General features: G+C 72.6%; 20 protein-coding genes. 11 read left to right on the top strand and 9 right to left on the bottom strand.

The window, feature by feature from the left end:
- Positions 1 to 12 precede the first annotated feature (12 nt).
- Complete coding sequence (locus tag ACO0M4_RS10560) at positions 13 to 1389, bottom strand: cation:dicarboxylate symporter family transporter (protein ID WP_430369582.1); 1377 nt, start codon at positions 1387 to 1389, stop codon at positions 13 to 15.
- Positions 1390 to 1573: 184 nt separating this feature from the next.
- A complete protein-coding gene (locus ACO0M4_RS10555; protein ID WP_430371331.1) occupies positions 1574 to 2350 on the bottom strand; it encodes a hypothetical protein in 777 nt (258 codons plus the stop codon).
- Between the two features lie 327 nt (positions 2351 to 2677).
- On the opposite strand from ACO0M4_RS10555, the gene ACO0M4_RS10550 reads away from it, so the two are divergent.
- On the top strand, positions 2678 to 4759 hold the full coding sequence (locus tag ACO0M4_RS10550) for an ABC transporter transmembrane domain-containing protein (RefSeq protein ID WP_430369581.1): 2082 nt from the start codon (positions 2678 to 2680) through the stop codon (positions 4757 to 4759).
- A 5-nt stretch (positions 4760 to 4764) separates the two neighbouring features.
- On the opposite strand, the gene ACO0M4_RS10545 is transcribed toward ACO0M4_RS10550, so the two are convergent.
- Positions 4765 to 5967 carry an IS110 family transposase gene (locus tag ACO0M4_RS10545; protein WP_430368501.1) on the bottom strand — a complete coding sequence of 401 codons (1203 nt, stop codon included), beginning with the start codon at positions 5965 to 5967 and terminating at the stop codon, positions 4765 to 4767.
- 212 nt (positions 5968 to 6179) lie between these two features.
- Here ACO0M4_RS10545 and ACO0M4_RS10540 point away from each other — a divergent pair, with 212 nt between their 5' ends.
- A complete protein-coding gene (locus ACO0M4_RS10540) occupies positions 6180 to 7964 on the top strand; it encodes an ABC transporter ATP-binding protein (protein ID WP_430369579.1) in 1785 nt (594 codons plus the stop codon).
- Positions 7965 to 8059: 95 nt separating this feature from the next.
- On the opposite strand, the gene ACO0M4_RS10535 is transcribed toward ACO0M4_RS10540, so the two are convergent.
- The gene (locus ACO0M4_RS10535) at positions 8060 to 8851 is read right to left on the bottom strand and encodes a metal-dependent hydrolase (RefSeq protein ID WP_430369578.1); all 792 of its coding nucleotides are present in this window, start codon (positions 8849 to 8851) and stop codon (positions 8060 to 8062) included.
- A 271-nt stretch (positions 8852 to 9122) separates the two neighbouring features.
- Between ACO0M4_RS10535 and ACO0M4_RS10530 the strand changes: the two genes are divergently transcribed.
- The 3 genes from ACO0M4_RS10530 (at position 9123) to ACO0M4_RS10520 (ending at position 12892) form a co-directional block, all read left to right on the top strand.
- A complete protein-coding gene (locus ACO0M4_RS10530) occupies positions 9123 to 11636 on the top strand; it encodes a DEAD/DEAH box helicase (RefSeq protein WP_430369577.1) in 2514 nt (837 codons plus the stop codon).
- A gap of 52 nt (positions 11637 to 11688) precedes the next feature.
- Complete coding sequence (locus tag ACO0M4_RS10525; protein ID WP_430369576.1) at positions 11689 to 12552, top strand: acyl-CoA thioesterase; 864 nt, start codon at positions 11689 to 11691, stop codon at positions 12550 to 12552.
- A 94-nt stretch (positions 12553 to 12646) separates the two neighbouring features.
- A complete protein-coding gene (locus ACO0M4_RS10520; RefSeq protein ID WP_430369574.1) occupies positions 12647 to 12892 on the top strand; it encodes a hypothetical protein in 246 nt (81 codons plus the stop codon).
- Positions 12893 to 12961: 69 nt separating this feature from the next.
- Here ACO0M4_RS10520 and ACO0M4_RS10515 read toward each other — a convergent pair whose 3' ends face one another.
- Together ACO0M4_RS10515 and ACO0M4_RS10510 are read right to left on the bottom strand one after the other, a co-directional pair.
- Positions 12962 to 13852, bottom strand: a complete 891-nt coding sequence (locus ACO0M4_RS10515; RefSeq protein ID WP_430369573.1) for a DUF6397 family protein — start codon at positions 13850 to 13852, stop codon at positions 12962 to 12964.
- An 82-nt stretch (positions 13853 to 13934) separates the two neighbouring features.
- Complete coding sequence (locus ACO0M4_RS10510; protein ID WP_430369571.1) at positions 13935 to 14342, bottom strand: roadblock/LC7 domain-containing protein; 408 nt, start codon at positions 14340 to 14342, stop codon at positions 13935 to 13937.
- A 165-nt stretch (positions 14343 to 14507) separates the two neighbouring features.
- On the opposite strand from ACO0M4_RS10510, the gene ACO0M4_RS10505 reads away from it, so the two are divergent.
- Entirely contained in the window at positions 14508 to 14936 is a 429-nt protein-coding gene (locus ACO0M4_RS10505; protein WP_430369570.1) for a PPOX class F420-dependent oxidoreductase, read from the top strand.
- 69 nt (positions 14937 to 15005) lie between these two features.
- On the opposite strand, the gene ACO0M4_RS10500 is transcribed toward ACO0M4_RS10505, so the two are convergent.
- Positions 15006 to 15620 carry a GTP-binding protein gene (locus ACO0M4_RS10500; protein ID WP_430369569.1) on the bottom strand — a complete coding sequence of 205 codons (615 nt, stop codon included), beginning with the start codon at positions 15618 to 15620 and terminating at the stop codon, positions 15006 to 15008.
- Between the two features lie 259 nt (positions 15621 to 15879).
- Between ACO0M4_RS10500 and ACO0M4_RS10495 the strand changes: the two genes are divergently transcribed.
- Complete coding sequence (locus ACO0M4_RS10495) at positions 15880 to 17376, top strand: purine-cytosine permease family protein (protein ID WP_430369568.1); 1497 nt, start codon at positions 15880 to 15882, stop codon at positions 17374 to 17376.
- Positions 17373 to 17984 (top strand): class I SAM-dependent methyltransferase, encoded by a 612-nt coding sequence (locus tag ACO0M4_RS10490; protein WP_430369567.1) that lies wholly within the window; start codon positions 17373 to 17375, stop codon positions 17982 to 17984. Before ACO0M4_RS10495 ends, ACO0M4_RS10490 begins: the two co-directional genes overlap by 4 nt.
- A 36-nt stretch (positions 17985 to 18020) precedes the next feature.
- On the opposite strand, the gene ACO0M4_RS10485 is transcribed toward ACO0M4_RS10490, so the two are convergent.
- Positions 18021 to 18938, bottom strand: a complete 918-nt coding sequence (locus ACO0M4_RS10485) for an oxygenase MpaB family protein (RefSeq protein ID WP_430369566.1) — start codon at positions 18936 to 18938, stop codon at positions 18021 to 18023.
- Positions 18939 to 19030: 92 nt separating this feature from the next.
- On the opposite strand from ACO0M4_RS10485, the gene ACO0M4_RS10480 reads away from it, so the two are divergent.
- Both ACO0M4_RS10480 and ACO0M4_RS10475 read left to right on the top strand, forming a co-directional pair.
- On the top strand, positions 19031 to 19354 hold the full coding sequence (locus tag ACO0M4_RS10480; RefSeq protein ID WP_430369565.1) for a hypothetical protein: 324 nt from the start codon (positions 19031 to 19033) through the stop codon (positions 19352 to 19354).
- A 132-nt stretch (positions 19355 to 19486) separates the two neighbouring features.
- On the top strand, positions 19487 to 20284 hold the full coding sequence (locus ACO0M4_RS10475) for a hypothetical protein (protein WP_430369564.1): 798 nt from the start codon (positions 19487 to 19489) through the stop codon (positions 20282 to 20284).
- A 58-nt stretch (positions 20285 to 20342) separates the two neighbouring features.
- Here ACO0M4_RS10475 and ACO0M4_RS10470 read toward each other — a convergent pair whose 3' ends face one another.
- Positions 20343 to 20525, bottom strand: coding sequence for a hypothetical protein (locus ACO0M4_RS10470; RefSeq protein WP_430369563.1), 183 nt, complete (start codon positions 20523 to 20525; stop codon positions 20343 to 20345).
- Between the two features lie 149 nt (positions 20526 to 20674).
- On the opposite strand from ACO0M4_RS10470, the gene ACO0M4_RS10465 reads away from it, so the two are divergent.
- Entirely contained in the window at positions 20675 to 23791 is a 3117-nt protein-coding gene (locus tag ACO0M4_RS10465) for an SNF2-related protein (protein ID WP_430369562.1), read from the top strand.
- The last annotated feature ends 37 nt before the right edge of the window (positions 23792 to 23828 follow it).

Below are 23828 nucleotides of genomic sequence, written 5' to 3'. Positions count from 1 at the left end.
GGGCCCCGCAGGTCACTTCTCGCCGGGGGCGACGGCGGCGCCGTCCGGCTCCTCCTGGCCGGCGGGGGCGGGGGCCGTCCGCTGCCGCCGTCCGGCCGGGGCTGCGCCGGCCAGCACCTGCTTGGCCGTCACCCGGTCCAGCGCGCCCTCCCAACGGGACACCGCGAAGACCGCGACGCAGTTGCCGAGCAGGTTGGTGGCCACCCGCATGGAGTCCATGATCCGGTCGACGCCGAGCAACAGGGCGACCGCGGTGGCGGGGATGACGCCCAGCGCCGAGGCGGTCGCGGACAGCGCCAGGAACGCCGAACCGGGCACGCCCGCCATGCCCTTGCTGGTCAGCATCAGCACCAGGACGACGGTGATCTGCTGGCCCAGGGACAGGTGCACGCCGATGGCCTGGGCGATGAAGAGCGTCCCGATGGAGAGGTAGATGGAGGCGCCGTCGAGGTTGAAGGAGTACCCGGTGGGCAGCACCAGGCCGACCGCGTCGTCCCGGCAGCCGGCGGCCCGCAGTTTCTGCATCATCCGCGGCATGACGGTCTCGCTGGAGCCGGTGCCCAACGCCAGCAGCAGCTCCTCGCGGGTGTAGCGGACGAACTTCCAGAGGCTAAGGCCGGTGACGGCCTTGAGGGCGAACCCCAGCAGGACGAGGAAGACCAGGGCCACGCCGTAGCAGACCGCGATCAGCTTGCCGTACGTCGACATGGCGCCCAGCCCGTACTGGCCGACGAGATGGGCGGTGGCTCCGAAGACCGCGAGCGGGGCGAGCTTCATGAGGTAGCCGACGATGGTGAAGACGACGTCCTGGGCCTGCTCGATCAGCGGTAGCAGTTGGGGCACGCGCTGCTGCCCGAGGTGCAGCAGCGCCGCGCCCACCAGACAGGCCAGTACCAGGACTTGGAGCAGCGAGTTCTCGGCGAACGCGCCGACCGCGCTGTTCGGCAGCGCCTCCAGGATGAACTGCGCCGCGGAGGGAAGTTTTCCGCCACCGGTCTGGGCGTCCACCGCGCCCTTGTCGAGGGAGGCCGGGTCGACGTGCATCCCGGCGCCGGGGGTGAAGACGTTGCCTGCCAGCAGGCCCACGACCAGGGCGACGCTGGTCGCGACCTCGAACCAGATCAGGGCCTTGACGCCGATCCGGCCGAAGGACTTGAGGTCGCCGGCCTTGGTGATGCCGGCGACGACGACGCAGAAGACGAGCGGGGAGATGACCGCCTTGATGAGGCGGACGAAGCCGTCGCCCAGCGGCTGGAGCGAGGTGCCCACCTGCGGCCACAGACGTCCGACCAGGACACCGAGCAGCAGGGCGAGCAACACTTGGACGAACAGACTGGTGCGCAACAGGCGCCCGGCGCGGCGGGCGAAGCTTCCGGTGGCGTGCGGCACGGGCACTCCTCCATGGACGGATTTTGGAGTACGGAAAAAGTTTTCCGCGGTCCGTCACTATGGCCGGTTGTCATTCCCTCCGAAAGAGTGCGGTGTAACTTCCCGGAAAATCTTGGAGCTTGATCCAAGGAGGGCGCCCTCCCGGCTTCGCCCCCGCTCCCCGCTTGGCGGCCGAGCGCCCGCATCAGTCGGCGAGGTGCGCCCGGTCCCCCATCACCACGACCGGGTGCCGCGCCGGATCGAGCGCGCGCAGCAGCGTCGCCATCGCGGACTTCGCCACGCTGATGCAGGCCGAGGTCCCGCCCCCGTGGTCCAGGTGCAGCCAGACCCCGCCCCCCTTGGACTGCCCCTGGGGGCGGGTGGGGTCCAGCGGAGATGTCCCCGCGACCCGGTTGTAGTCGATCGCCACCACGTAGTCGAAGTCGTGGCGGGTGTTCTTCGACCAGTACGCGGGCGGGGTGAAGGCCGCCGAGTGGGTGTAGGGCAGATGGGCCCCCGGATCGGGGAGCACACCACCGGCGTCGGTCAGCGGGAAGACGCCGACCGGGCTGCGCTGGTCGCCCTCGTGGTGGTCCGGAGTCCAGCCCCGCCGTCCGTTGTGCGCCGCCCAACTCCCCTTGCTCACCCAGCCGTTGGCGCCCTTTTCATACAGCACCACCGTCGCGTCGGGGGAGTTCACCCCGGCGCCGTACACCGCGACGACCTGACGGGTGGTGGCCGGGATCCGCGACCGCAGCGCGGCGCCGACCTCGGGAATGCCGTCACGGTGAGTGGTCGCCGCACCCCCGCGGGCCGGTCCCCCGGGACGTCCCCCCGCCCCGGCTCCGCCCCCCTTGGTGTCCCTGCCGTCGTTGCCGTCGCCGTCCTTGCCCACCGTGCCGCCGGCTCCACAGCCCGCCAGAAGAACCGCCGTCGCCGCGGCCACCACCACCGCCCGTACCGCACCACCCGCTGTCCGCATGACGTCCATGCTCCCACCGCCTCCTGACGGTCGTTCGTCGCGGCCCGCCGACGTGTCCCGCCGACGTGTCCCGCGCGGAAAACTCGTCGACTGACCGGCTTTCTACGGAAAAACCGTTTGAAGCCGGGCCCGCCGGCAGGCGAACCTTCCCTGTGCCTCCGCTCGCGCCGGGGCCTGCCACCAAGGGGCGCGAGGGCCGTACCGACCTGCCCGGACGGCGCGCCACCGCTTCCCGCCGACGACCACCACCCCGCTCCCCCGGCCCGCCTCTCCGGCCCGCCCAGCGCGCGGCCCGCCCCCACCCCCCGCGACAACTCCTGGGACATCATGCGCATTCGCGACCTCCCCCACGTCGACCCCGGCGTCCCCGACGTCCGTACGGGCGGCAGATTCCTCGTGTGGCTGTGCCGACAACAGCTCGGCGGACAGGCCAAGGCTCTCTTCTGGGGGCTGGTGCACATGGGCTCGACAGCCGCGTTGCCCCTGCCGGTGGGCCTCGCCGTGCAGGCCGCGGTGGACGGCCGCGGCGCCCGGCTGGTGCTGGCGGGCGGCCTGTTGGTGCTGCTCGGCGCGCTGGTCGCGGTCAGCGACGTCATGCTGCACCGCACGGCCGTTACGAACTGGATCGTCTCGGTGGCCCGGATGCAGCAGTTCCTCTCCCGCAAGACCGCGGAGCTGGGCGGGGCGATGACCCGACAGGTGGCGGCCGGCGAGGTCGTCGCCGTCAGCACCGGCGACCTGGAGCGCATCGGCTGGTTCGTCGAGACACTGTCGCGGTTCGGCGCGGCGCTGGCGGCTTCGATCGGCGTCTGCCTGGCGCTCGTCGCCTACCAGCCGCAACTCGGCGTCGTGGTGGCCCTCGGCGTGCCCCTGCTCGCCCTGGCCGTCCTCCCGCTGCTGCCGCCGGCCACCCGCCGGGCGGACACCCAGCGCGAGAAGGCCGGCCGGGCCACCGAACTCGCCTCCGACACCGTCGCCGGACTGCGGGTACTGCGCGGCATCGGCGGCGAGGACCTCTTCCTCGGCCGCTACCGCAGCGCCTCCCAGGAGGTCCGCCGGGCCGCCGTGCGCAGCGCCCGCATGTGGTCGCTGATCTCGGCCGTGCAGGTCGCTCTGCCGGGCCTGCTGCTGATCGCGGTGGTCTGGTACGGGGTGCGCCTCACGCTCGACGGCAAGATCACGATCGGTGAACTCGTCACCATCTACGGCACGGTGGCCTTCCTGCTGTACCCGCTGCGCCACTTCGAAGAGATGACGATGGCCTGGTCCTTCGCCCTGCCGTCGGCGGGGCGCACGGCACGCGTACTGGCGCTGAGCCGACCGACGGGCGGACGGCTGACCGACCCGGAACCGCCGTCCGGCGACCTCCACGACCCGGCCAGCGGGCTGACCGCGCGGGCCGGCCGGCTGACCGCCGTGGTGTGCGGCGACCCGGACGCGGCGGGCCGGCTCGCCGAACGCCTCGGCGGGCATCCCCCGCACGCCGCCCCCTTCGTGCAACGAAACGCCGCCCCGCGTGCGGACGCCTCCCCGGCCCCCGACCCGCAGCGCACCGGACCGGCCACACAGTCCACCGGTCCGAAGTCGGAGACCACTGACCCGACCCCGTATGCCCCCGACCCGGCCCCCGAGACCGCTGACCCGAACTCCAAATCCACTGGTCGAACCCTGGAGACACCCGGTCGGACCCTGGACACCACCGGCCGGACCCTGGAGACCACCGATCGGACCCTGGACACCACCGGCGTAGATGTCCATGGAGCTGCTCCGGACCGGGATCGTCCGCTCTCCGTCGTCCTCGGCAGCACCCCGCTGGACGACCTCCCGCGCGACACCGCCCGGACGGCCGTCCTCGTCCAGGACAAGGACCCGGTACTGCTCTCCGGAACCCTCGGAGAGCTCCTCGACGTCCCGACGTCCGGCCGGGTGACCGCGACCGCGGCACTCGACGCGGCCCAATGCGCCGATGTGCTGGCCGCATTGTCCCAGGCGTCCGCCGACGACTCCGGCGACCCGATGCACACCCACATCACCGAACGCGGCCGGTCCCTCTCCGGCGGCCAACGCCAGCGGCTGTCCCTGGCCCGGTCGCTGGTCGCCGACCCCGAGGTGTTGGTGCTGGACGAACCGACCAGTGCCGTCGACGCCCACACCGAGGCCCGGGTCGCCGACGGCCTGCGGGAGATCAGGGCGGGCCGCACGACCGTGGTCCTCACCTCCAGCCCGTTGCTCCTGGACCGCGCCGACCAGGTGGTGTTCCTCCAGGAGGGCAAGATCGCCGGCGAGGCCCCGCACCGCGAACTGCTGCGCACCCACCCCGAATACCGCGCCGTCGTCACCCGCGAACCGGATCCCGTCCGCGGCGCGCCCGCGCCCCGCACCGACCACACCATCGAGGAGTCTCAATGACGAAGTCAAGCCGCCTGCGCGAGCGGCGGGACGGGGGTGAACTCCCGGTTGTCGCGCAGAAGAGCCCAGAGCACGCTCGCTCGTCGGCGGGCCAGAGCGATGACGGCCTGGACGTGTTTGCAGCCTTCGCCGCGCTTCTTGAGGTAGAAGTCCCGGTTCGGTCCCTCGCGGATGATGCTGGTCTGGGCGGACATGTAGAACACCCGTCGCAGGCGGCGGCTGTAGCGCTTGGGCCGGTGAAGGTTGCCGGTCCGCCGGCCAGAGTCGCGCGGGACAGGCACCAGCCCGGCCGCCGAGGCCAGGTGGCCGGCATCCACGTAAGCGGACAAGTCACCGGCAGCGACCACGAATTCCGCTCCCAATATCGGGCCCATGCCGGGCAGGGACTCGATGATCTCCGCCTGCGGGTGACTGTGGAACGTGTCGCGGATCTGCCGGTCGATCCGCTTCAGGCGGTCGTCCAGGGCCAGGATCTGTGCCGCCAGGTCAGCGACGATCTGCGCGGCGACATCCTCTCCAGGCAGCGAGGTCTGCTGTGCCTGAGCCGCCTCCAAGGCCGTGGCCGCGACCGCGTCGGCGCCCCGGACGCTGCGGTTGGCCAGCCACGCCGTGAGCCGGGCCCGCCCGCGGCGCCGGATGGCGGCGGGGGTCTGGTAGCCGGTCAGCAGCACGAGCGCTCCCTTGTGGCTGCTGTAGTCGAAGGCCCGCTCCAGCGCGGGGAAGATGCCGGTCAGCACGTCACGGAGCCGGTTGATCATCCGTACCCGGTCGGCCACGAGGTCGGTGCGGTGGGCAGTCAGCAAGGCGAGGTCGGCGGCGAGCTGGGCGGGCATTTCGATGGTGGCGAAGTCCCGGCGGTGGCGGGCGGTTTCGGCGATGACGTAGGCGTCGCGGGCGTCGGTCTTGGCCTCGCCCCGGTAGGCGCCGGACATGCGGTTGACGGTGCGGCCGGGCACGTAGACGGCCTGCTGGCCGTGGGCCGCCAGCAGGGCCAGCAGCAGCGCGGAGGCCGTGCCGGAGATGTCCACCGCCCAGCGGACTTCGTCCGCCAGGTCCAGGATCTCGCCGAGCGCGGTCAGGATCGCCGACTCGTCGTTGTCGATCTTCTTCGACCATACGGTGGCGCCGGTGTCGTCGACCACGGCCGCCCAGTGGTGTCCCTTGCCTGCATCGATGCCGACCCAGACCTGGGCCCGTCGCTTACTCACTCGCCCCTCCTCGTTCCGCACAGCGTGCCGTCGGCCCGAGGAACACCCCGCTGTCATCTCCGTAAACAGCGACCGCGCAAGGCGCGCACATCTCAATCAGCAGCCAGGGCGCCCCGGAGAGCCGGACGGCCACTCCTCGGGAGCCACTGAAGGCAAGCCCGCATAAGCCACATCCGGCCCTCCCGGGCCGCCTAACAACTTACGGAGACCGCATGATCGGCCTGGCCCCGCCGGAGCACGATCCCCACACGCCCCGGACCGCCGACACCCTGCCGGTCGGCTCGCCGGCGACGGTGCGCGCCTACGTGGCCGAGCTGATCCGCCGCCACCGCCGGGACTTCACCCTCCTGGTCACCGTCAACGCCGTTGCGGTCATCGCCTCGATGGTCGGGCCCTATCTCCTCGGCGGCCTGGTCGAGGACCTGTCCGCGGGCCGCGGCGGGCAGATCCAACTGGGCCGCACCATCGGCCTGTTCGCCCTCGCGCTGGTCATCCAGACGGTCTTCGTCCGCATGGTGCGGCTGCGCGGGGCGATGCTCGGCGAGCAGATGCTGGCGGACCTGCGCGAGGACTTCCTGGTCCGGTCGGTGGCGCTGCCGCCGGGCGTCCTGGAGCGGGCCGGCACCGGCGATCTGCTGTCCCGGATCACCACCGACATCGACCGGCTCGCCGAAGCGATGCGGGAGGCCGTGCCGCAGCTGTCGATCGGCGTCGTCTGGGCCGGCCTGCTGCTCGGCGGACTCACCGTCACCGCGCCGCCGCTCGCCCTGTCCGTGCTCCTCGCGCTGCCCGTGCTGCTCATCGGCTGCCGCTGGTACTTCAAGCGCGCGCCCGCCGCCTACCGCTCCGAGGCCGCCGGCTACGCCGCGGTCTCCGCCGTCCTCACCGAGTCCGTGGACGCCGGCCGCACCATCGAGGCACACCGCATGGGCGTCCGCCGGATCGCCCTGTCCGAGCACCGGATCCGCGCATGGACCCAGTGGGAGCGCTACACCCTCTTCCTGCGCTCGGTCCTCTTCCCGGTCATCAACGTCACCCACATGCTGGTCCTCGGCGCGGTCGTGGTGCTCGGCGGGGTGTTCGTCCTGCACGGCTGGCTCACCCCGGGGCAGCTGACGACCGGTGCGCTGCTGGCGCAGATGCTCACCGAACCCGTCAACCTCGTCCTGCGCTGGTACGACGAGCTCCAGGTCGCCCAGGTGTCGATCGCCCGACTCGTCGGCGTCCGCGAAATCGAGCCCGAGGCCGGCGATGCGTCGGTGGTCCCCGGCGGCCGGGACGTACGGGCCGAGGACGTCAGCTTCGGCTACCGCGCCGGTGTCGACGTCCTGCGTGAGGTCTCACTGCGCGTCCGCCCGGGCAGCCGGGTGGCGCTCGTCGGCCCGTCCGGCGCCGGAAAGTCCACCCTGGGCCGACTGCTGGCCGGCATCTACGGACCGCGGTCCGGCTCGGTGTCGCTGGGCGGTGCCGAGCTCTCCGCGATGCCCGCCGAACGCGTCCGGGAGCATGTCGCCCTGGTCAACCAGGAACACCACGTCTTCGTCGGGACGCTGCGGGACAACCTGCTGCTGGCCCGCACGGACGCGGCCGACGCCGCACTCTGGGCGGCCCTGGGCGCGGTGGACGCGGACTCCTGGGCCCGGTCCCTGCCCGGTGGCCTGGACACCGAGGTCGGCTCCGGCGGTACGGCCCTGACACCGGCCCAGGCCCAGCAGATCGCGCTGGCCCGCCTGGTCCTCGCCGACCCGCACACGTTGGTGCTCGACGAGGCGACGTCGCTCCTGGACCCGCGCGCCGCACGTCACTTGGAGCGGTCGCTGGGCAAGGTCCTGGACGGGCGTACGGTCGTCGCCATCGCCCACCGGCTGCACACCGCCCACGACGCCGACGTCATCGCGGTCGTCGAGGACGGCCGGATCAGCGAACTGGGCAGCCACCGGGAACTGGTCACCGCCGGCGGTGCGTACGCGGCACTGTGGCGGTCGTGGCACGGCTGAGCCGCCGCAGACGCACGGTGGCGCCCCGCGGGTCCGCGGGGCGCCACACGAGAGCGGGCACGGACCGGGGCACCGGCCCGGTCCGGTCGAACGGATCAGATGTAGCCCAGCGCCCCCAGCGCGCCGATGCCGCCCAGCAGCATGAACGCCGGCATCAGCACCTTCAGCTCCACCCGGCTGCCGGCCCGGAAGCGCATCGGCTTGGGCGTGCCCAGCGGGTACCAGCGCTTCCGGCCGATCGGGATGGGCCACAGGATCGGGCAGCCCGAGACGGTCAGGGCGTCGCCGATGTCGTGCACCAGCGCACCCAGCATGATCGGCAGGCCGAGCCAGAGGTACTCCTGCCCCGGCTCGGTGAACAGCCAGCTCGCGCCGTTGCCCGGCTGATCCAATATCTGGGCCAGGATCCAGGCCGACGCGGCGCCGAGCAGCCACACCAGCACGTCGCTGGAGACCCGCGCCGCCCGCCACAGCAGCCCCTCGATGGCGAGCACCATGTGCACGAACAGGATGCCGAGCACCGCCCAGCGCCCGCCCTCCATCGCCAGCAGCGACATGCCGCCGCCGACCAGCACCGCCCACAGCCAGGTGTGGGTCAGCGTCCGGTGCCCGCCCGAGCGGTGCGAGTCGCCGCGCATCTTGGTCGCCTTGTAGGCGGCGTGCGAGAGGGTGTCGACCACCTCGCACAGCCACCGCGACAACGGACCGAAGGCGCGCGAGATGGTGGCTGCCTTGTGGTCGAGGTCCGGTGCGAGCGCCGCCCCCGCACAGATCAAAGCGCCGCTGACCAGCACCGGCCAGGGCATCGGATGGCCGGCGCCGTAGGCCGCCGCTCCCACCCCCAGCCAGGCCGCGGCTCCCGACAGCGAGTGCGCCGGTCCCATCATGGTTGTTCCCCACCCCTTGTTCTGCGCTTCTGACGCCCGATCGGCAACTCAGCGTAGCGTCAGATGATCTCCGAACGAGGAGCGGGTCGCAGGCCGGGACCCGAGGACGGGTCGGGTCGGACACACCCCGCACCCGGTCGTGCGCGGGGTGTACCGACACCGCCGCGCAGGGGTGCGGGGCTGACCCCATCGGCCCTCGTTGGTCTCCACTTGATCTCCATCCGGAGCACCGGTTCCCGGATCCGGCCCGAAGGCAGGCAGTATGGGGGGCGTGACCCTCATCGATCATCTGCCGAACAACGCCGACCCCGACGCCCTCTTCGAAGCCTTTTCGGGCTGGGCCGAACAGCAGGGCATCGCGCTCTACCCTGCCCAGGAGGAGGCGCTGATCGAAGTGGTCTCGGGGGCGAACGTCGTCCTGTCCACCCCCACCGGCTCCGGGAAGAGCCTGGTGGCGGCCGGCGCACACTTCACCGCGCTCGCCAATGACCAGGTCACCTTCTACACCGCGCCCATCAAGGCGCTGGTCTCGGAGAAGTTCTTCGACCTGTGCAAGCTGTTCGGCACCGAGAACGTCGGGATGCTCACCGGCGACGCGTCGGTCAACTCCGACGCCCCGGTGATCTGCTGCACCGCCGAGGTGCTCGCCTCCATCGCGCTGCGTGACGGCAAGCACGCCGACATCGGCCAGGTCGTGATGGACGAGTTCCACTTCTACGCCGAGCCGGACCGCGGCTGGGCCTGGCAGATCCCACTGCTGGAGCTGCCGCAGGCGCAGTTCGTCCTGATGTCGGCGACGCTCGGCGACATGTCGCGCTTCGAGGAGGACCTGGTCCGGCGCACCGGCCGGCCCACGGCAGTGGTCCGCTCCACGACCCGGCCCGTGCCGCTGTCGTACGAGTACCGCACCACGGCGATGACGGAGACGCTGACCGAGCTGCTGGAGACCCGCCAGTCGCCGGTCTACATCGTGCACTTCACCCAGGCCGCCGCCGTGGAGCGGGCCCAGGCGCTGATGAGCATCAACATGTGCACCCGCGCCGAGAAGGACGAGATCGCCAAGCTGATCGGGAACTTCCGGTTCACCACGAAGTTCGGGCGGAACCTCTCCCGGTACGTCCGGCACGGCATCGGGGTGCACCACGCGGGCATGCTGCCGAAGTACCGGCGGCTCGTGGAGAAGCTGGCGCAGGCGGGTCTGCTGAAGGTGATCTGCGGTACCGACACCCTCGGCGTGGGCGTCAACGTCCCCATTCGTACGGTGCTGTTCACCGCGCTGACGAAGTACGACGGGACGCGGGTGCGGACGCTGCGGGCGCGGGAGTTCCACCAGATCGCGGGCCGCGCCGGGCGGGCCGGCTTCGACACCGCCGGCTTCGTGGTCGCGCAGGCCCCCGAGCACGTCGTGGAGAACGAGAAGGCGCTGGCGAAGGCGGGCGACGATCCGAAGAAGCGCCGCAAGGTGGTCCGCAAGAAGGCGCCGGAGGGCTTCGTCAACTGGAACGAGAACACCTTCGAGAAGCTCATCGCCTCCGATCCCGAGCCGCTGACCTCCCGTTTCCGCGTCACGCACGCGATGCTGCTGTCGGTCATCGCCCGGCCGGGCAATGCCTTCGAGGCGATGCGGCGGCTGTTGGAGGACAACCACGAGCCGCGCCGGAACCAGCTGCGGCACATCCGGCGGGCGATCGCGATCTACCGCTCCCTCGTGGACGGCGGGATCGTCGAGCGGCTCCCGGAGCCGGACGCGGAGGGCCGGATCGTCCGGCTCACCGTGGACCTCCAGCAGGACTTCGCCCTGAACCAGCCGCTGTCCACTTTCGCGCTGGCCGCGTTCGACCTGCTCGACCCCGAGTCGCCGTCGTACGCGCTGGACATGGTGTCGGTGGTGGAGTCGACGCTGGACGACCCGCGACAGATCCTGGCCGCCCAGCAGAACAAGGCGCGCGGCGAGGCGGTCGCGCAGATGAAGGCCGACGGCGTCGAGTACGAGGAGCGCATGGAGCGCCTCATGGACGTCGAGTACCCCAAGCCGCTGGACGAGCTGCTGTCGCACGCCTACGGCCTCTACCGCAAGAGCCACCCGTGGGTCGGCGACCACCCGCTGTCGCCGAAGTCGGTCATCCGCGACATGTACGAACGCGCCATGACCTTCACGGAGTTCACCTCCTTCTACGAGCTGGCGCGCACCGAGGGCATCGTGCTGCGCTACCTGGCGAGCGCCTTCAAGGCGCTGGACCACACCGTGCCGGCCGACCTGAAGTCGGAGGACTTCCAGGACATCATCGCCTGGCTCGGCGAGATGGTCCGGCAGGTCGACTCCAGCCTGCTGGACGAGTGGGAGCAGCTGGCCAACCCGGAGGTGGAGACGGCGGACCAGGCGGCCGAGCGCGCCGATCAGGTGCGGCCGGTCACCGCCAACGCACGGGCCTTCCGGGTGCTGGTCCGCAATGCGATGTTCCGGCGGGTGGAACTGGCGGCGCTGGACAAGGTCGAGGAGCTCGGCGAGATGGACGCCGAGTCCGGCTGGGACGCCGACGCCTGGGGCGAGGCGATGGACGCCTACTGGGACGAGTACGACGAGCTGGGCACCGGCCCGGACGCCCGCGGCCCGAAGCTCCTCCAGATCGAGGAGGACGACGCGCACGGACTGTGGAAGGTGCGGCAGACTTTCGCCGACCCGAACGGCGACCACGACTGGGGCATCTCGGCCGAGGTGGACCTGGCCGCCTCCGACGAGGAGGGGCGCGCGGTGGTCCGGGTCACCGAGGTGGGGCAGCTGTGAGACGACGGCTTCGACCGAGGCCGTCGAAGGAGACGACGGAGGGCCACCGGTCATGACGAATCCTGCCGAGAAGCTGGTCGATCTGCTGGACCTGGAGCAGATCGAGGTGAACATCTTCCGCGGCCGCAGCCCGCAGGAGAGCCTCCAGCGGGTCTTCGGCGGGCAGGTCGCCGGGCAGGCGCTGGTGGCCGCCGGGCGGACCACGGACGGGGACCGCCCGGTCCACTCACTGCACGCGTACTTCCTCCGGCCGGGCCGGCCGGGGGTGCCGATCGTGTACCAGGTCGAGCGGGTCCGCGACGGGCGGTCCTTCACCACCCGTCGGGTCGTCGCCGTCCAGCAGGGACGCACGATCTTCAATCTGACCGCCTCCTTCCACAAGCCGGAACCCGGCTTCGAACACCAACTGCCGATGCGCCGGGCCGTTCCCGACCCGGAAGAGCTGCCGAACGTCGCGGAAGAGGTCCGCACACACCTGGGCGGTCTGCCCGAGGCGCTGGAGCGGATGGCCCGCCGGCAGCCGTTCGACATCCGGTACGTCGACCGGCTGCGCTGGACGCCGGACGAGATCGAGGGCGCGGAACCGCGCAGCGCGGTCTGGATGCGCGCCGTCGGACCGCTCGGCGACGACCCGCTGGTGCACACCTGCGCGTTGACCTACGCCAGCGATATGACGCTGCTGGACGCGGTCCGCATTCCGATCGAGCCCCTGTGGGGCCCGCGTGGCTTCGACATGGCCTCCCTCGATCATGCGATGTGGTTCCACCGCCCCTTCCGCGCGGACGAGTGGTTCCTCTACGACCAGGAGTCCCCGATCGCCACCGGCGGCCGGGGCCTGGCCCGCGGCCGCATCTACGACCGCGCCGGGCGCCTTCTGGTCTCCGTCGTGCAGGAGGGGCTCTTCCGCCCTGTCTGAGGACGGGCAAGACCATCCCGAGAAGGACTCCTCCGCAAGCTCGGCGACTGAGGGTGCGTGGGCGACGGCCGCCGCACCGCCCTACGCTCACCTCATGGACTTCACCCTCACCTCGGCGGAGGAGGCCGTCGTCCGCCATGTCGCCAGCCGCCTCCGGGCCGGCACACCTCCTACGGACGACGACGTGGCGGACGCACTGGGCGACGAGGTCTGCCCGCTGCTGCAGTCCCTGCTGGACAAGGGCTGGCTCGTCGTCGACGAGGAGCGGATCCTGACCCTCTCGACGATCGCCCGGGCCGTACTCTCGGACCGCGGGGACACCGGGGAAGCTCAGTGGTGACCGCGGTCGGCACCCACCGTCGCGCCCACCTCGCCCCCGACCGCCCCGGCCCGCTGCGTGTGGCCGGGACTACGCGTGCACGGAGAGACTTCTGGGCCGCGGCGTCCAGGAGGGGCCGTTTCGCAGGCCCGCGGGTTGGCCAGCTCGGGCCGCGGCCGGTGGGCGGACCCGGCCGGGGTCTTCACGGCGGGCGGATTCCAGGGCGCGGGAGAGATTGACGCGGTACCAGAGGACCTCGTCGAACTCCTCGGCCGTCAGGGCCCGTTCAAAGGACTCCCGGGCCGCGGGGGTCGCCGTGATCACGGAAGCGAGGGTGGGTCGGAGGCGGCGCAGCAGGGCGCGCTCCAACGGGTCCTCGGCCACCGAGGCCACTTCTTCCGGTGGGAGAACGGCGGCGATCACGGCGGCCGACTCCCACGGATCGTCGGTCCGGCCCATCAGCTGGGCGACCCGGCGGCTGCGCCACTGGCGACCCCGCCAGTCCTGCCCACTGGTGAGCATCACCCGCATCGCAGCGGGGGTGTTGCCCTGCAACAGCTCCGGCTCGCGGTCGGCGAACTCGGTGATCTCCGAGGCGAGATAGAGCCAGACCACCGCGCCGAAGCGGTTCACGTAAAAGCGGACGGGGCCCACGCAGCCGGCCCGGGTGAGCCGCAGGGCCCGGCCGGGGCCGACGCCCATGAGGGCGGCGGCCTCATTCGTGGTGACCGTGCGGAGCCGGGCGCGGAGCCCCTCGGGGAAGTCCGGCTCGGCCTGGAGCCGGGCGATCTCCTCCGCTGGTACCCGGCGCCGGGCGGGCGGCCCGGCGCTGCCCGGCCGACCGGCGGGCCCGGCCGGGACCGTCCGTACTTCTCCGAGCTGGGTGGCGAGTTCGCACTCGCCGGTCCGCAGCTCCAGTTCCTGCGCGGCTCGCGCCGTCGAGAGCGTCTGCCGCCCGTCGCACATCACTGTCGTCGTCATGGTGCTTCCCCCTGCGACTCGGTCGTCGATCACTGATGGTTACGACCATGCCGCGGGCGGTGACAGTGCGTCAACGCTCGCCTCAGACCTGTGGATAACTCTCCGGCCGGCGGACCGCGACGCCCAGGTGTTCCCCGACGCGGTTGACCAACAACGTCATCTCGTAAGCGATCTGGCCCATGTCGGAGTCGGCACCGGCCAGCACGCACAGGCAGCTGCCGTCCCCGGCCGCCGTCACGAACAACACCCCGTCGTCGAACTCGACCATGGTCTGACGCACCCGCCCGACCCGGAAGTGGAGCCCCGACCCCTTCGCGAGGCTGTGCAGTCCGGAGGCGACCGCCGCGAGATGTTCGGCGTCCTCCCGCTCCAGCCCCTGGCTCGCGCCGGTGACCAGTCCGTCGTTGGACAGCACCAAGGCGTGCCGTACCTGCTCCACCCGCTTGGTCAGGTCGTCCAGCAGCCAGTCGAGTCCGCTGCTCAGTGCCATGCCCTTTCCTCCCCGTATCCCCGTCCGCAGGTGTGCCCGGACGGTAGTTCGCAGCCCGTCGGCGAGCCGCCGTGCCAGCCTGTCCCACCTCCGCCGTCTCGGCAAGCGGCTCCGCACCCCGGCGAGCCATACCTCCGGTGTGTGCCGGCGGCGAGGATGGGCGACATGGCACACACAATGACGAAGGACGAGTGGTCGGCGTTCCTTTCCGACGGCACCCGAACCGGAAAATTGTCGACCGTGCGGGCCGACGGCAGCCCGCACATCGCCCCGGTGTGGTTCCTAATGGACGGCGACGAGCTGGTGTTCAACACCGGCAGGGACACGGTCAAGGGCCGCAATCTGGCCCGCGACGGCAGGGTGGCACTGTGCGTCGACGACGAGCGGCCGCCGTTCTCGTTCGTGGTCGTACAGGGCACGGCGCAACTCAGCGAGGAGCTGTCGGACGTCCGGCACTGGGCTACCAGGATCTCGGCCCGCTACATGGGCGAGGACCGTGCGGAGGAGTACGGCGCCCGCAACGGCGTGCCCGGCGAGCTGCTGGTGCGGGTCCGCATCGACAAGGCGGTCGCGGTCGCCGCGCTCGCGGACTGAGGGGCGGGCGGCGCGGCCCCTTCGGCGTTCCGTGCCGAAGGACGTCGGGCGCCCGCCCCCACGGGCCGGTCAGCCCACCGAGTCCAGCTGCCGGGTGGAGTGCCTCCGCCCGGCGTGCTCGACCAGCCGGACCAGCACCTGCTTGCCCGAGTCGCGGTCCCGGGCGTCACAGAGCACTACGGGCGTGCCGCGGTCCAGGTCCAGGGCGCGGGAGACCTCGTCGGCCCCGTAGGACCCGGCCCCCGGGAAGCAGTTGACCGCCACCACGAACGGGAGGGCGCGGCGCTCGAAGTAGTCGATGGCCGGAAAGCAGTCCGGCAGCCGTCGGGTGTCGGCCAGCACCACGGCGCCCAGTGCGCCCTCCGAGAGGTCGTCCCACAGGAACCAGAAGCGGTCCTGGCCCGGGGTGCCGAAGAGGTACAGGGAGAGTCCCGACCGGATGGTGATGCGGCCGAAGTCCATCGCCACCGTGGTGGTGGTCTTCTCCGCCACCTTCCCGGTGTCGTCGACCGCATGGCCCACCTCACTGAGCCGCTCCTCGGTGCGCAGCGGGCGGATCTCGCTGACCGCGCCCACCAGGGTCGTCTTGCCCACCCCGAAACCACCCGAGACTAAGATCTTCAGGGCCACATCGGGGGCAGGGCCGGGGACTCGGTCCTCCGGGGTCCCTTGTACGGCGTTCATGGGCCGTCTCCTCCAGGGTGCGAGGTCCCGCGTGGCGCGGGTGTGCGGATCCAGGGCACAACGATGGGGCCGGCGGCGGCACCGGGTGCCGTCCGGAAATCCATGGCGAGGACCGTACCGTCCGCTGATCGGGATTTCCTCGAATTGGGAAAAGCCGCCACGGCATCGGGACATGAGGTGCTTTCCGGCCACGTCCGGCCGCCGATTCTGTCCCCTGGGGGCTTCCCCGAGTGCGCCGGCCATGGGGGATCATGTGCGCATGACGCAGCAGCAGGCAGCGCAGTCACCGGAGCGGCGCACCGCGTCCGCTGCGGCGTCCCCCTCGGCCACGGCCGTGGAGCGCAACGGCATCGATCCGGTGCCGGACGTCGAGCGGCACGGCACGCCCCGCTCCCTGTTCTGGCCGTGGGCCGGCTCCGGGCTGTCACTGCTGTGCCTCGCCTACGGGATCTACGTCATGGGTCTCGGCCTCAATGCCTGGCAGGCGGTGGTCACCGGGACGATCGGCTACGTGTTGTCGTTCGTGCTGGTCGGCCTGGTGTCGGTGGCCGGGGCGCGGACCGGGGCACCCACGATGGCCATCGGGCGGGCCGCGTTCGGGCGGCAGGGCAACAAGCTGCCCACCGTGTTCAGTTACGTCTCCAACGTCGGCTGGGAGACCGTGCTGGTCGCGCTCTCCTCCCTGGGCGGCGCCGCGATCCTGGCGCGCGTCGCGCCGGCGGCCTTCGCCCGGGCCGACGGGCGGACGCCGACCACCGGGGCGCAGGCCCTGTGCTTCGCGGTGACCGCCGTGTCGGTGGTGGTCGTGGGCGTCTACGGGCACGCGCTGATCATGAAGGTGCAGAAGTACCTGACCGCCGCCATCACGGTGATGACCGCGGCCTACCTGGTGTTGGTGGCCGGCCAGATCCATCCCTCCGCCCTCGTGGCAGGCCGGCCGGGCGGTCTGGGGACGGCCATCGCGGGCGTGGTGTTCGCGATGACCCTCCTGGGGCTGGGGTGGGTCAACTGCGCGGCGGACTACAGTCGTTACCTGCCCCGCAACAGCAGCGGCCGGGCGATCACCGGTTGGACGACGCTGGGCGGGGTGCTGGCCCCCGTGGTGCTGCTGGTCTTCGGGGTGCTGCTGAACGCCGGCGACCCGAAGTTGGCCGCCATGGCCGCCGCCGACCCCGTGGGCGCGCTGGCGGCGGCGCTGCCGACCTGGTTCCTGGTGCCGTATCTGCTCACCGCCATCGGGGGGTTCGCCGCCGGGGCGATCATGGACATCTACAGCTCGGGGATGGCGCTGCTGGCCCTCGGCATGCCCGTCCGCCGGCACCTCGCGGTGCTGGTCGACGGGGTGCTGATGGCCGTCGGCGGCTGGTACGTGCTGTTCGTCTCGCCCAGTTTCTTCGCCACGTTCCAGGCGTTCCTGTCGGTCGTCGGAGTGGCGATGGCCGGGTGGACCGCGGTCTTCCTGGTGGCGCGGTGGCGCGACCGCCGTTCCGGTGCCGGGCCGTCCGTGGTGCCCGCCGTCAGGTGGCCCGCGGTCCTCTCGCTCACCGTGGCCACCGCCGTCGGGCTCGGCCTGATCACATCCGCCGACCCCAACCTCGCCCGGGTCGTGGGCTTCCTGCTCACCGACGCCGCCGCGCACGGCACGCTGGGCACCATGAACCTCGGGGTGGTGGCCGCCCTGCTCGTCGCGGGCGTCCTGTATGCCGTCACCGCCTCGCTCGACCGCCGTCCCACCACACCTGAAGGAGACCGATGAGCGGCCCCCAGACCAGCCGTCCGCACGAGGTCCGCGCGTTCTTCGGCGCCCGCGCCGCCGGCTGGGACGCCAAGTTCCCCGACGACGGGCCCGCCTACGCCGCCGGCGTGGCCGCGCTGGGCCTGCGGGAGGGCCAGTGGGTACTGGACGCCGGCTGCGGCACCGGCCGTGCCCTCCCGGCCCTCAGAACGGCCGTGGGAGCGCGCGGGACGGTGCTGGGTGCCGACCTCACCCCGGAGATGCTGGCGGCCGCCGTACGGGCCGGACGCGACGCCTGCGCGGGCCTGCTGCTCGCCGACGTGACCCGGCTCCCGCTCCCGTCCGCCGCGCTGGACGCCGTGTTCGCCGCCGGGCTCGTTTCCCACTTGGCCGACTCCGCGGCCGGGCTGGCCGAACTCGCCAGGGTGGTGCGCCCCGGCGGCCGGCTCGCGCTCTTCCACCCCGTGGGGCGGGCGGCCCTCGCCGCGCGCAAGGGGCATCCGCTCACCCCTGGCGACCTCCGGGCCGAACCCAACCTGCGTCCCCTCCTGGCCGGCAGCGGCTGGGAGCTCATCCGGTACGTCGACGAGGACACCCGCTACCTGGCGCTGGCGGTCCGCCAGGGGTGAGGCGCCCTCGGCGTCCCCCCGGCGGACCGCCCCGCGTCAAGAGGCCGCCGGGTCCTCCTGGGGCGGAGCGTCGCTGCCCACCGCCTGCACGGGGCAGCTGCCCAGTCGCCGGGACGTGGGGAAGGTCCCGAGCTCGGCGACCTGGTAGCCGCCGGGGTAGCCCTTGATCTCCGGGTTCTGCCGGGCGTAGTGGGGAGCACGGCGCGGCGGGAGCAGCCGCACGGCCTTGGCGCGCAGCTTCAGGGCGGTGTGCACCGCCGTCCGCACGGCGGGCCGGGGCCGGTCGTAGCGGAAGGCGTCCAGCAGTGCGTCGTCCAGGAGGGCCAGGCTCGCGCCGCGCACCACCGGGGCGAGCGGGCCGTACCAGCCCGCCATCAGGTCCAGGGAGGCGTCGGCCACCCGCCGGGCGCCGGGGTCCCAGCCGAAGTGCTCCTCCTCGTAGGCGTCCAGGCAGCGGGTGAACTCCTGGTGGGTCCGCGGGAGGTCGCTGATCCCCAGGTGGCGGCCCAGGGTGCGGTAGTACGCGGCGATGGCGCGCTTCTCGTGTTCGCTCAGCCGCCGCCAGCCGTACCGTTCGATCCAGCGGATCGGCAGCACCACGAACGTGCACAGGACGTAGCGCATGTCGTCGTTGCTGATGTCGTAGCTGCGGTGCATGTGGTTGATGCGGCGGATCGCGGTCCGCCCTTCGGCGCCGTCGAAGCCGTGCTCCAGGACGGTGTCCAGGAGGAGGGCGGTGTCGTCGTAGCGCTTCTGCGTACGATCCGTCAGCTCGGCGGTCTCGGCGAGCAGCCGTCCGATGCTCGGCACGGCGTAGGTGCGGTAGAGCGCCAGTTCCAGTGCCCTGGTGATGTCCCAGGGGAATTCGTGGGCGTAGGTGATGCGGTAGATCCGTATGAAGTCGCGCTCCGGATCGAGCCGCCGGATCTCCTTCAACCAGTCATAGCGCCGCACCTGTTGTCCGTCCCTTCGTTCGCCGAAGTTCCCACACTACGGGCTGCGGGCACACTCCTACGAGGGTGACGGACGAGGGGCCGGAGGTCGGAATGACCGGATTCATACGCGACCTGGCCGGGGTGCTCCACCCCGGCAGACGCACCGGGGCCGCACGTCGCACGGTGCTCCACCGTGGCGGACGCCCGGCGGCGGAGCGTCCGCACAATCTCTTCGAGGCGGCGGCCTGCTACGTGGCGGCGGACGCCGAGGGCGACGAGGAGCGGGGCGCGCAGGCGGCGGAGTGGGTGTCGCCCGAGGCGCTGGCCTTCGGCATCCATGAACTCGCCTGCCGGGCGGTGCTCGCACTGGCGCGGGAGCGCGAGCAGTCGCCTCGGGAGGTCGCCCACGACCTCCTCGGGCTGCCGCTGCCCTGACGGGCCGCGGCCCGGCGAGCCGCCACCGCCCCGCGCAATCGCATCACCGCAGCGTACGGCTGGTGACAAGGTCGCACCTGGCCAATTAGGGTGCGCGGCGAAAGTGCGGACCGCAATGCAAGGAGGCCCGGCGTGCCGACGACCGAGAGCGCCGACCATGACCAGTTGGGCGATCAGCTGTTCGTGTTGACGGCGGTGCTGCTGACGCCCGCGCAGTTCCCGAGCGTGCTCGGCGACGATTACCCCGAGGTGTGCGCGGGACTCGGCCTCGAACCGTATGCGGAGGGCTACGGGCTGGTCCTCGGCCAGGACGGCACCGGCGCGCGCTGGACCGTGGTCACCGAGGACGTGTCGCTAGTGGCCTGTGCGATCGCGGCCTGGGACTGCGGCATGGAGTACGACCTGTCGCCCGGTGAGGACAGCATCGTCGTGGCGCTGCCCGGGTGGCCGCTGGCCCTCGCGGTGTCGGCTCCCGGGGTGCCGCAGCCGCACGACCCGGAGCCGCAGGAGGGCGACCGCGCGCCGTTGGCGCCGCCGGACGCCGGGGACTGGGGGCCGGCCCAGCGGCGGCTGGGCGCGGACGAGATAGCGCTCCAGTGGGCGTCGTGGCGGGCCCAGGTGGAGGACGAGGAGGTCACCTTCGCGGAGCCCGGGGAGGAGCGGCACCAGGGCGTACGGCGGGTGTTGGCGGAGGCCCGCGGCTATGTCGTCGATCCGCCGCCGCCCGGCCGGGTGCGGTCGTCGTTCGCCGCGGGCGAGGCCCGTACACTGCGGGTCGACGGGCCCGGGTGGAGCATGGTGGCCCGCACCGACGACATCGCGTTCGTCCTGCTGGACGACGAGCCTGGGCAGGTGCACCCGGTGGGACGGGGGCCCGAACTCCCGGGGCTGCTGGCGTCGTTGGACGGACTGGCGGCCCGCCCCGTCTGACGGCCGCGGCCGGCCGGGCCGCTCCTGAGGGGCGAGGCAACCGGCCGGGTCCGCCGGCTCAGCGGCCGAGCTCCTTGCGGCCGGCCCGGCGCAGCCGGCGCCGCTGGGAGGGGTCGAGCGTCAGATACGCGACGGCCGGGATCCCGACCATGACCAAGACGGCCGCCCAGAAGGGCAGCAGCCACAGCAGGAGCACTCCCACCGCGACGCCGCCGATCGCGACCTTCGCCTGTGTGGACATCCTTCACGCCCTTTCCGCGGCGCGCGCCGCGCTCTGTCGTATTCCATTGAACGCCGGTTCGGCTCCGGAGGTTCCCTGACGGGGCGGATCGTGCTGTACCCTCGGGCGCTCCACGCTCCAGTAGTCAAATTTGAGGAGTACGCGACCCAGTGGCTTCCCTCCCCGCGGTCACGCCCGTTCCGCTCGCCGACCCGTCCCGCTGCGCGGCGCTCTTCGTGCCGTCGGATCCGCCCCGGTTCGGGCGGATCGCCTTCTGGCGCCCGGACGGCCAACCCGTCCTGGACACCGCCGTCCACGGCACGCCGGCACTGGAGCAACTGACCGTCGCCGTCCCCACCGGACCGGAGGACGACGACGCGGCGGACGGTGGCGACGGCATCGCCGTGTGTGCCGTGCCGGCCCTGGTCCTGCCGGTCGCCGCCGCGCTCCCCGTCCTCACCCGGCTACGCGCCGGCCGGCACGCCCATCCGGCGGCGGCCTTCTGGGGCGCGGCCGCTCTCCTGGCACTCCAGGTCGCGGCCCGCGGCCGACTGCTGCCCGGCCTCAGCCCCACCGACCACGACGCCTGGCGGGCCGGCCCGCTCGACCCGGACGACATGGCGCGGCTGCGGGACCTGGCCGCCGCGATGCCGCCGTACGCCCACGCCACCCCGCTGCCCGGCACCGCCCCGGTGCGGCTGCCGGACCCCGAGCGCCAGGTACGGGCGTTCCTGGACGCGGTCGCCGACGGGCTGCCGCGTACGCCCGCGGCTGAACTGGCGGCCGGCGGACCGGCCTTCGCCGCGTCCGCCCCGCAGCACGTCCCGGAGCAGCGTGCCTGGGCCGCGGAGGTCGCCGCCGGACACGACGCGGGGGTGCGGATCTCACTGCGGGTGGAGGTGCACGGGGCGGACCTGGCGCCAACGGCGGCGCCGGACGCGCGGCCACCACGACCGGAAGCGGCGGAGCCGGATCCGGAACGGCCGACGGGCCCTGAACGGCCGACGGGCCCGGAGCGGCCGGGAAGCGCACGGACGGGCCGGCGGCGGCCGGCCGTGGCCGGTGCGGACCCGGGACCCGCCACTTCCCCGGCCGTCACGTTCACCGCCGTCGTCCAGGTCCACAGTGCGACCGACCCCACGGTCGTCGCGGACGCCGGCGAGGTGTGGGCGGGTACGGCACCGGCGGGGCAGACGTTCGGGCCGCGGGCGCGGACCGAGGCCCTGTTGACGCTGCGCCGGGCGGCCGCCGCCTGGGCGCCGCTGACGCCGCTGCTGTCCGCGGCGGTGCCCGACGCACTGGAGTTGGCGGACGAGGAGGTCGCCGAGCTGCTGGGCCCGGCGTCCGCTGCCCTGGCCGTCGCCGGGGTCCGGGTCCACTGGCCGCAGGAGTTGGCCCGGACGCTGACCATGCGCGCCGTGGTGGGCCCGCCGGGCGGGCCGGACGCCGCCGCGTTCGGGAGCGGGCCCGGGTCCGGCGGGATGCCGTCGTTGGTCTCCGCGGACGCGCTGCTCTCGTTCAGCTGGCGGTTCGCCCTCGGCGACCAGGAGATCGACCGGGCGGAGCTGGACCGGCTCGCCGAGGCCCGGCGCCCGCTGGTGCGGCTGCACGGCCGATGGGTCCTGGTGGACCCGGAGGCGGTGCGCGCCGCCCGGGACCGCAAGGACCGCACGGTCACCCCGCTCGACGCACTGGGCGCCGCGCTGACCGGCAGCACCGAGGACGAGGACGGCCACCGGGTGGCGGTCCAGGCGTCCGGCTGGCTCGCCCACCTGCGCGACCGGCTGGCGGACCCGGAACGCGCGAAGGGCCCGGCCGTCGGGCAGCCCCCCGGGCTCGCCGCCACCCTGCGCGACTACCAAGTGCGCGGCCTGGGATGGCTCCACCAGATGACCTCACTCGGTCTCGGCGGCTGTCTGGCCGACGACATGGGCCTGGGCAAGACCATCACCCTGATCGCCCTGCACCTGCACCGGCAGGCCGATCCGGAGTCGGCCGGGCCCACGCTCGTCGTCTGCCCCACCTCCCTCATGGGCAACTGGCAGCGGGAGATCGAGAAGTTCGCACCGGGGACGCCGGTGCGCCGCTTCCACGCCGGGCGGCGCAGCCTGACGGACCTCGCCGACGGGGAATTCGTCCTCACCACCTACGGGACGATGCGGCTGGACACCGGCAGACTGGCGGAGGCCGGCTGGGGGCTGGTCGTGGCCGACGAGGCGCAGCACGTCAAGAATCCCTTCTCGGCCACCGCCCGGGCGCTGCGCACCCTCCCGGCCAAGGCCCGGGTGGCGCTGACCGGGACGCCCGTGGAGAACAACCTGTCCGAGCTGTGGGCGATCCTGGACTGGACGACGCCGGGGCTGTTGGGACCGCTGGGCCGGTTCCGCCGGCGGCACGCACAGGCCATCGAGGGCGACGCTGCGGGGTCCCCCGAGGCGGCCGCGGCGGCGCAGCGACTGGCCCGGTTGGTGCGGCCGTTCCTGCTGCGCCGGCGCAAGTCCGACCCGGGGATCGCGCCCGAGCTGCCGCCCAAGACGGAGACCGACCGGGCGGTGGCGCTCACCGCGGAACAGGTCGGGCTGTACGAGGCGGTGGTACGCGAGGGGCTCGGCGAGATCGCCGGGGCGGACGGGCTCGCGCGGCGGGGCCTGGTGGTCAAGCTGCTGACCTCGCTCAAGCAGATCTGCAACCACCCCGCGCACTACCTCAAGGAGCCGCCCGGCGGGCCGGACACCGGGACCGCGCGGTTCGCCGGCCGGTCGGGGAAGGCCGAACTGCTCGACGAACTACTGGACACCATCCTCACCGAGGGTGCGAGCGTCCTGGTGTTCACCCAGTACGTGCAGATGGCGCGGCTGCTGGCGGAGCACCTGGCGGCGCGCGGGGTGTCGGCCCAACTGCTGCACGGCGGGACGTCGGTGGCTCAACGGGAGGAGATGGTGCGGCGCTTCCAGGACGGGGCGGTGCCGGTGTTCCTGCTGTCCTTGAAGGCGGCGGGCACCGGCCTGAACCTCACCAGGGCGGCACATGTCGTGCACTTCGACCGTTGGTGGAACCCGGCGGTCGAGGCCCAGGCCACCGACCGGGCCTACCGCATCGGGCAGACCCAGCCGGTGCAGGTCCACCGGATGGTCACGGAGGGCACGGTCGAGGATCGGATCGCCGCGCTGCTCTCCCGTAAGCAGCAGTTGGCGGACGCGGTGCTGGGTTCCGGTGAGGCGGCGCTGACCGAACTCACCGACGCCGAGCTGGCGGACCTGGTCGCGCTGCGCGGGAGCGAGCGGTGAGCAGGACGGGCGGGCGGACGGACGGCCCGGTATACGG

It is taken from the genome of Streptomyces sp. RGM 3693 (genome assembly GCF_050471125.1).
Classification (GTDB): domain Bacteria; phylum Actinomycetota; class Actinomycetes; order Streptomycetales; family Streptomycetaceae; genus Streptomyces.
The sequence above is the reverse complement of the archived record's forward strand: the minus strand, read 5'-3'. Positions and strand labels throughout refer to the sequence as shown.

What these genes read in the sequence shown, in the direction of transcription:
- ACO0M4_RS10495 (WP_430369568.1), top strand. Translation starts at nt 15,880, where the DNA reads ATGACGCAGCAGCAGGCAGCGCAGTCACCGGAGCGGCGCACCGCGTCC.
- ACO0M4_RS10500 (WP_430369569.1), bottom strand. Translation starts at nt 15,620, where the DNA reads ATGAACGCCGTACAAGGGACCCCGGAGGACCGAGTCCCCGGCCCTGCC.
- ACO0M4_RS10550 (WP_430369581.1), top strand. Translation starts at nt 2,678, where the DNA reads ATGCGCATTCGCGACCTCCCCCACGTCGACCCCGGCGTCCCCGACGTC.
- ACO0M4_RS10525 (WP_430369576.1), top strand. Translation starts at nt 11,689, where the DNA reads ATGACGAATCCTGCCGAGAAGCTGGTCGATCTGCTGGACCTGGAGCAG.
- ACO0M4_RS10540 (WP_430369579.1), top strand. Translation starts at nt 6,180, where the DNA reads ATGATCGGCCTGGCCCCGCCGGAGCACGATCCCCACACGCCCCGGACC.
- ACO0M4_RS10505 (WP_430369570.1), top strand. Translation starts at nt 14,508, where the DNA reads ATGGCACACACAATGACGAAGGACGAGTGGTCGGCGTTCCTTTCCGAC.
- ACO0M4_RS10480 (WP_430369565.1), top strand. Translation starts at nt 19,031, where the DNA reads ATGACCGGATTCATACGCGACCTGGCCGGGGTGCTCCACCCCGGCAGA.
- ACO0M4_RS10535 (WP_430369578.1), bottom strand. Translation starts at nt 8,851, where the DNA reads ATGATGGGACCGGCGCACTCGCTGTCGGGAGCCGCGGCCTGGCTGGGG.
- ACO0M4_RS10520 (WP_430369574.1), top strand. Translation starts at nt 12,647, where the DNA reads ATGGACTTCACCCTCACCTCGGCGGAGGAGGCCGTCGTCCGCCATGTC.
- ACO0M4_RS10490 (WP_430369567.1), top strand. Translation starts at nt 17,373, where the DNA reads ATGAGCGGCCCCCAGACCAGCCGTCCGCACGAGGTCCGCGCGTTCTTC.
- ACO0M4_RS10515 (WP_430369573.1), bottom strand. Translation starts at nt 13,852, where the DNA reads ATGACGACGACAGTGATGTGCGACGGGCGGCAGACGCTCTCGACGGCG.
- ACO0M4_RS10510 (WP_430369571.1), bottom strand. Translation starts at nt 14,342, where the DNA reads ATGGCACTGAGCAGCGGACTCGACTGGCTGCTGGACGACCTGACCAAG.
- ACO0M4_RS10555 (WP_430371331.1), bottom strand. Translation starts at nt 2,350, where the DNA reads ATGCGGACAGCGGGTGGTGCGGTACGGGCGGTGGTGGTGGCCGCGGCG.
- ACO0M4_RS10470 (WP_430369563.1), bottom strand. Translation starts at nt 20,525, where the DNA reads ATGTCCACACAGGCGAAGGTCGCGATCGGCGGCGTCGCGGTGGGAGTG.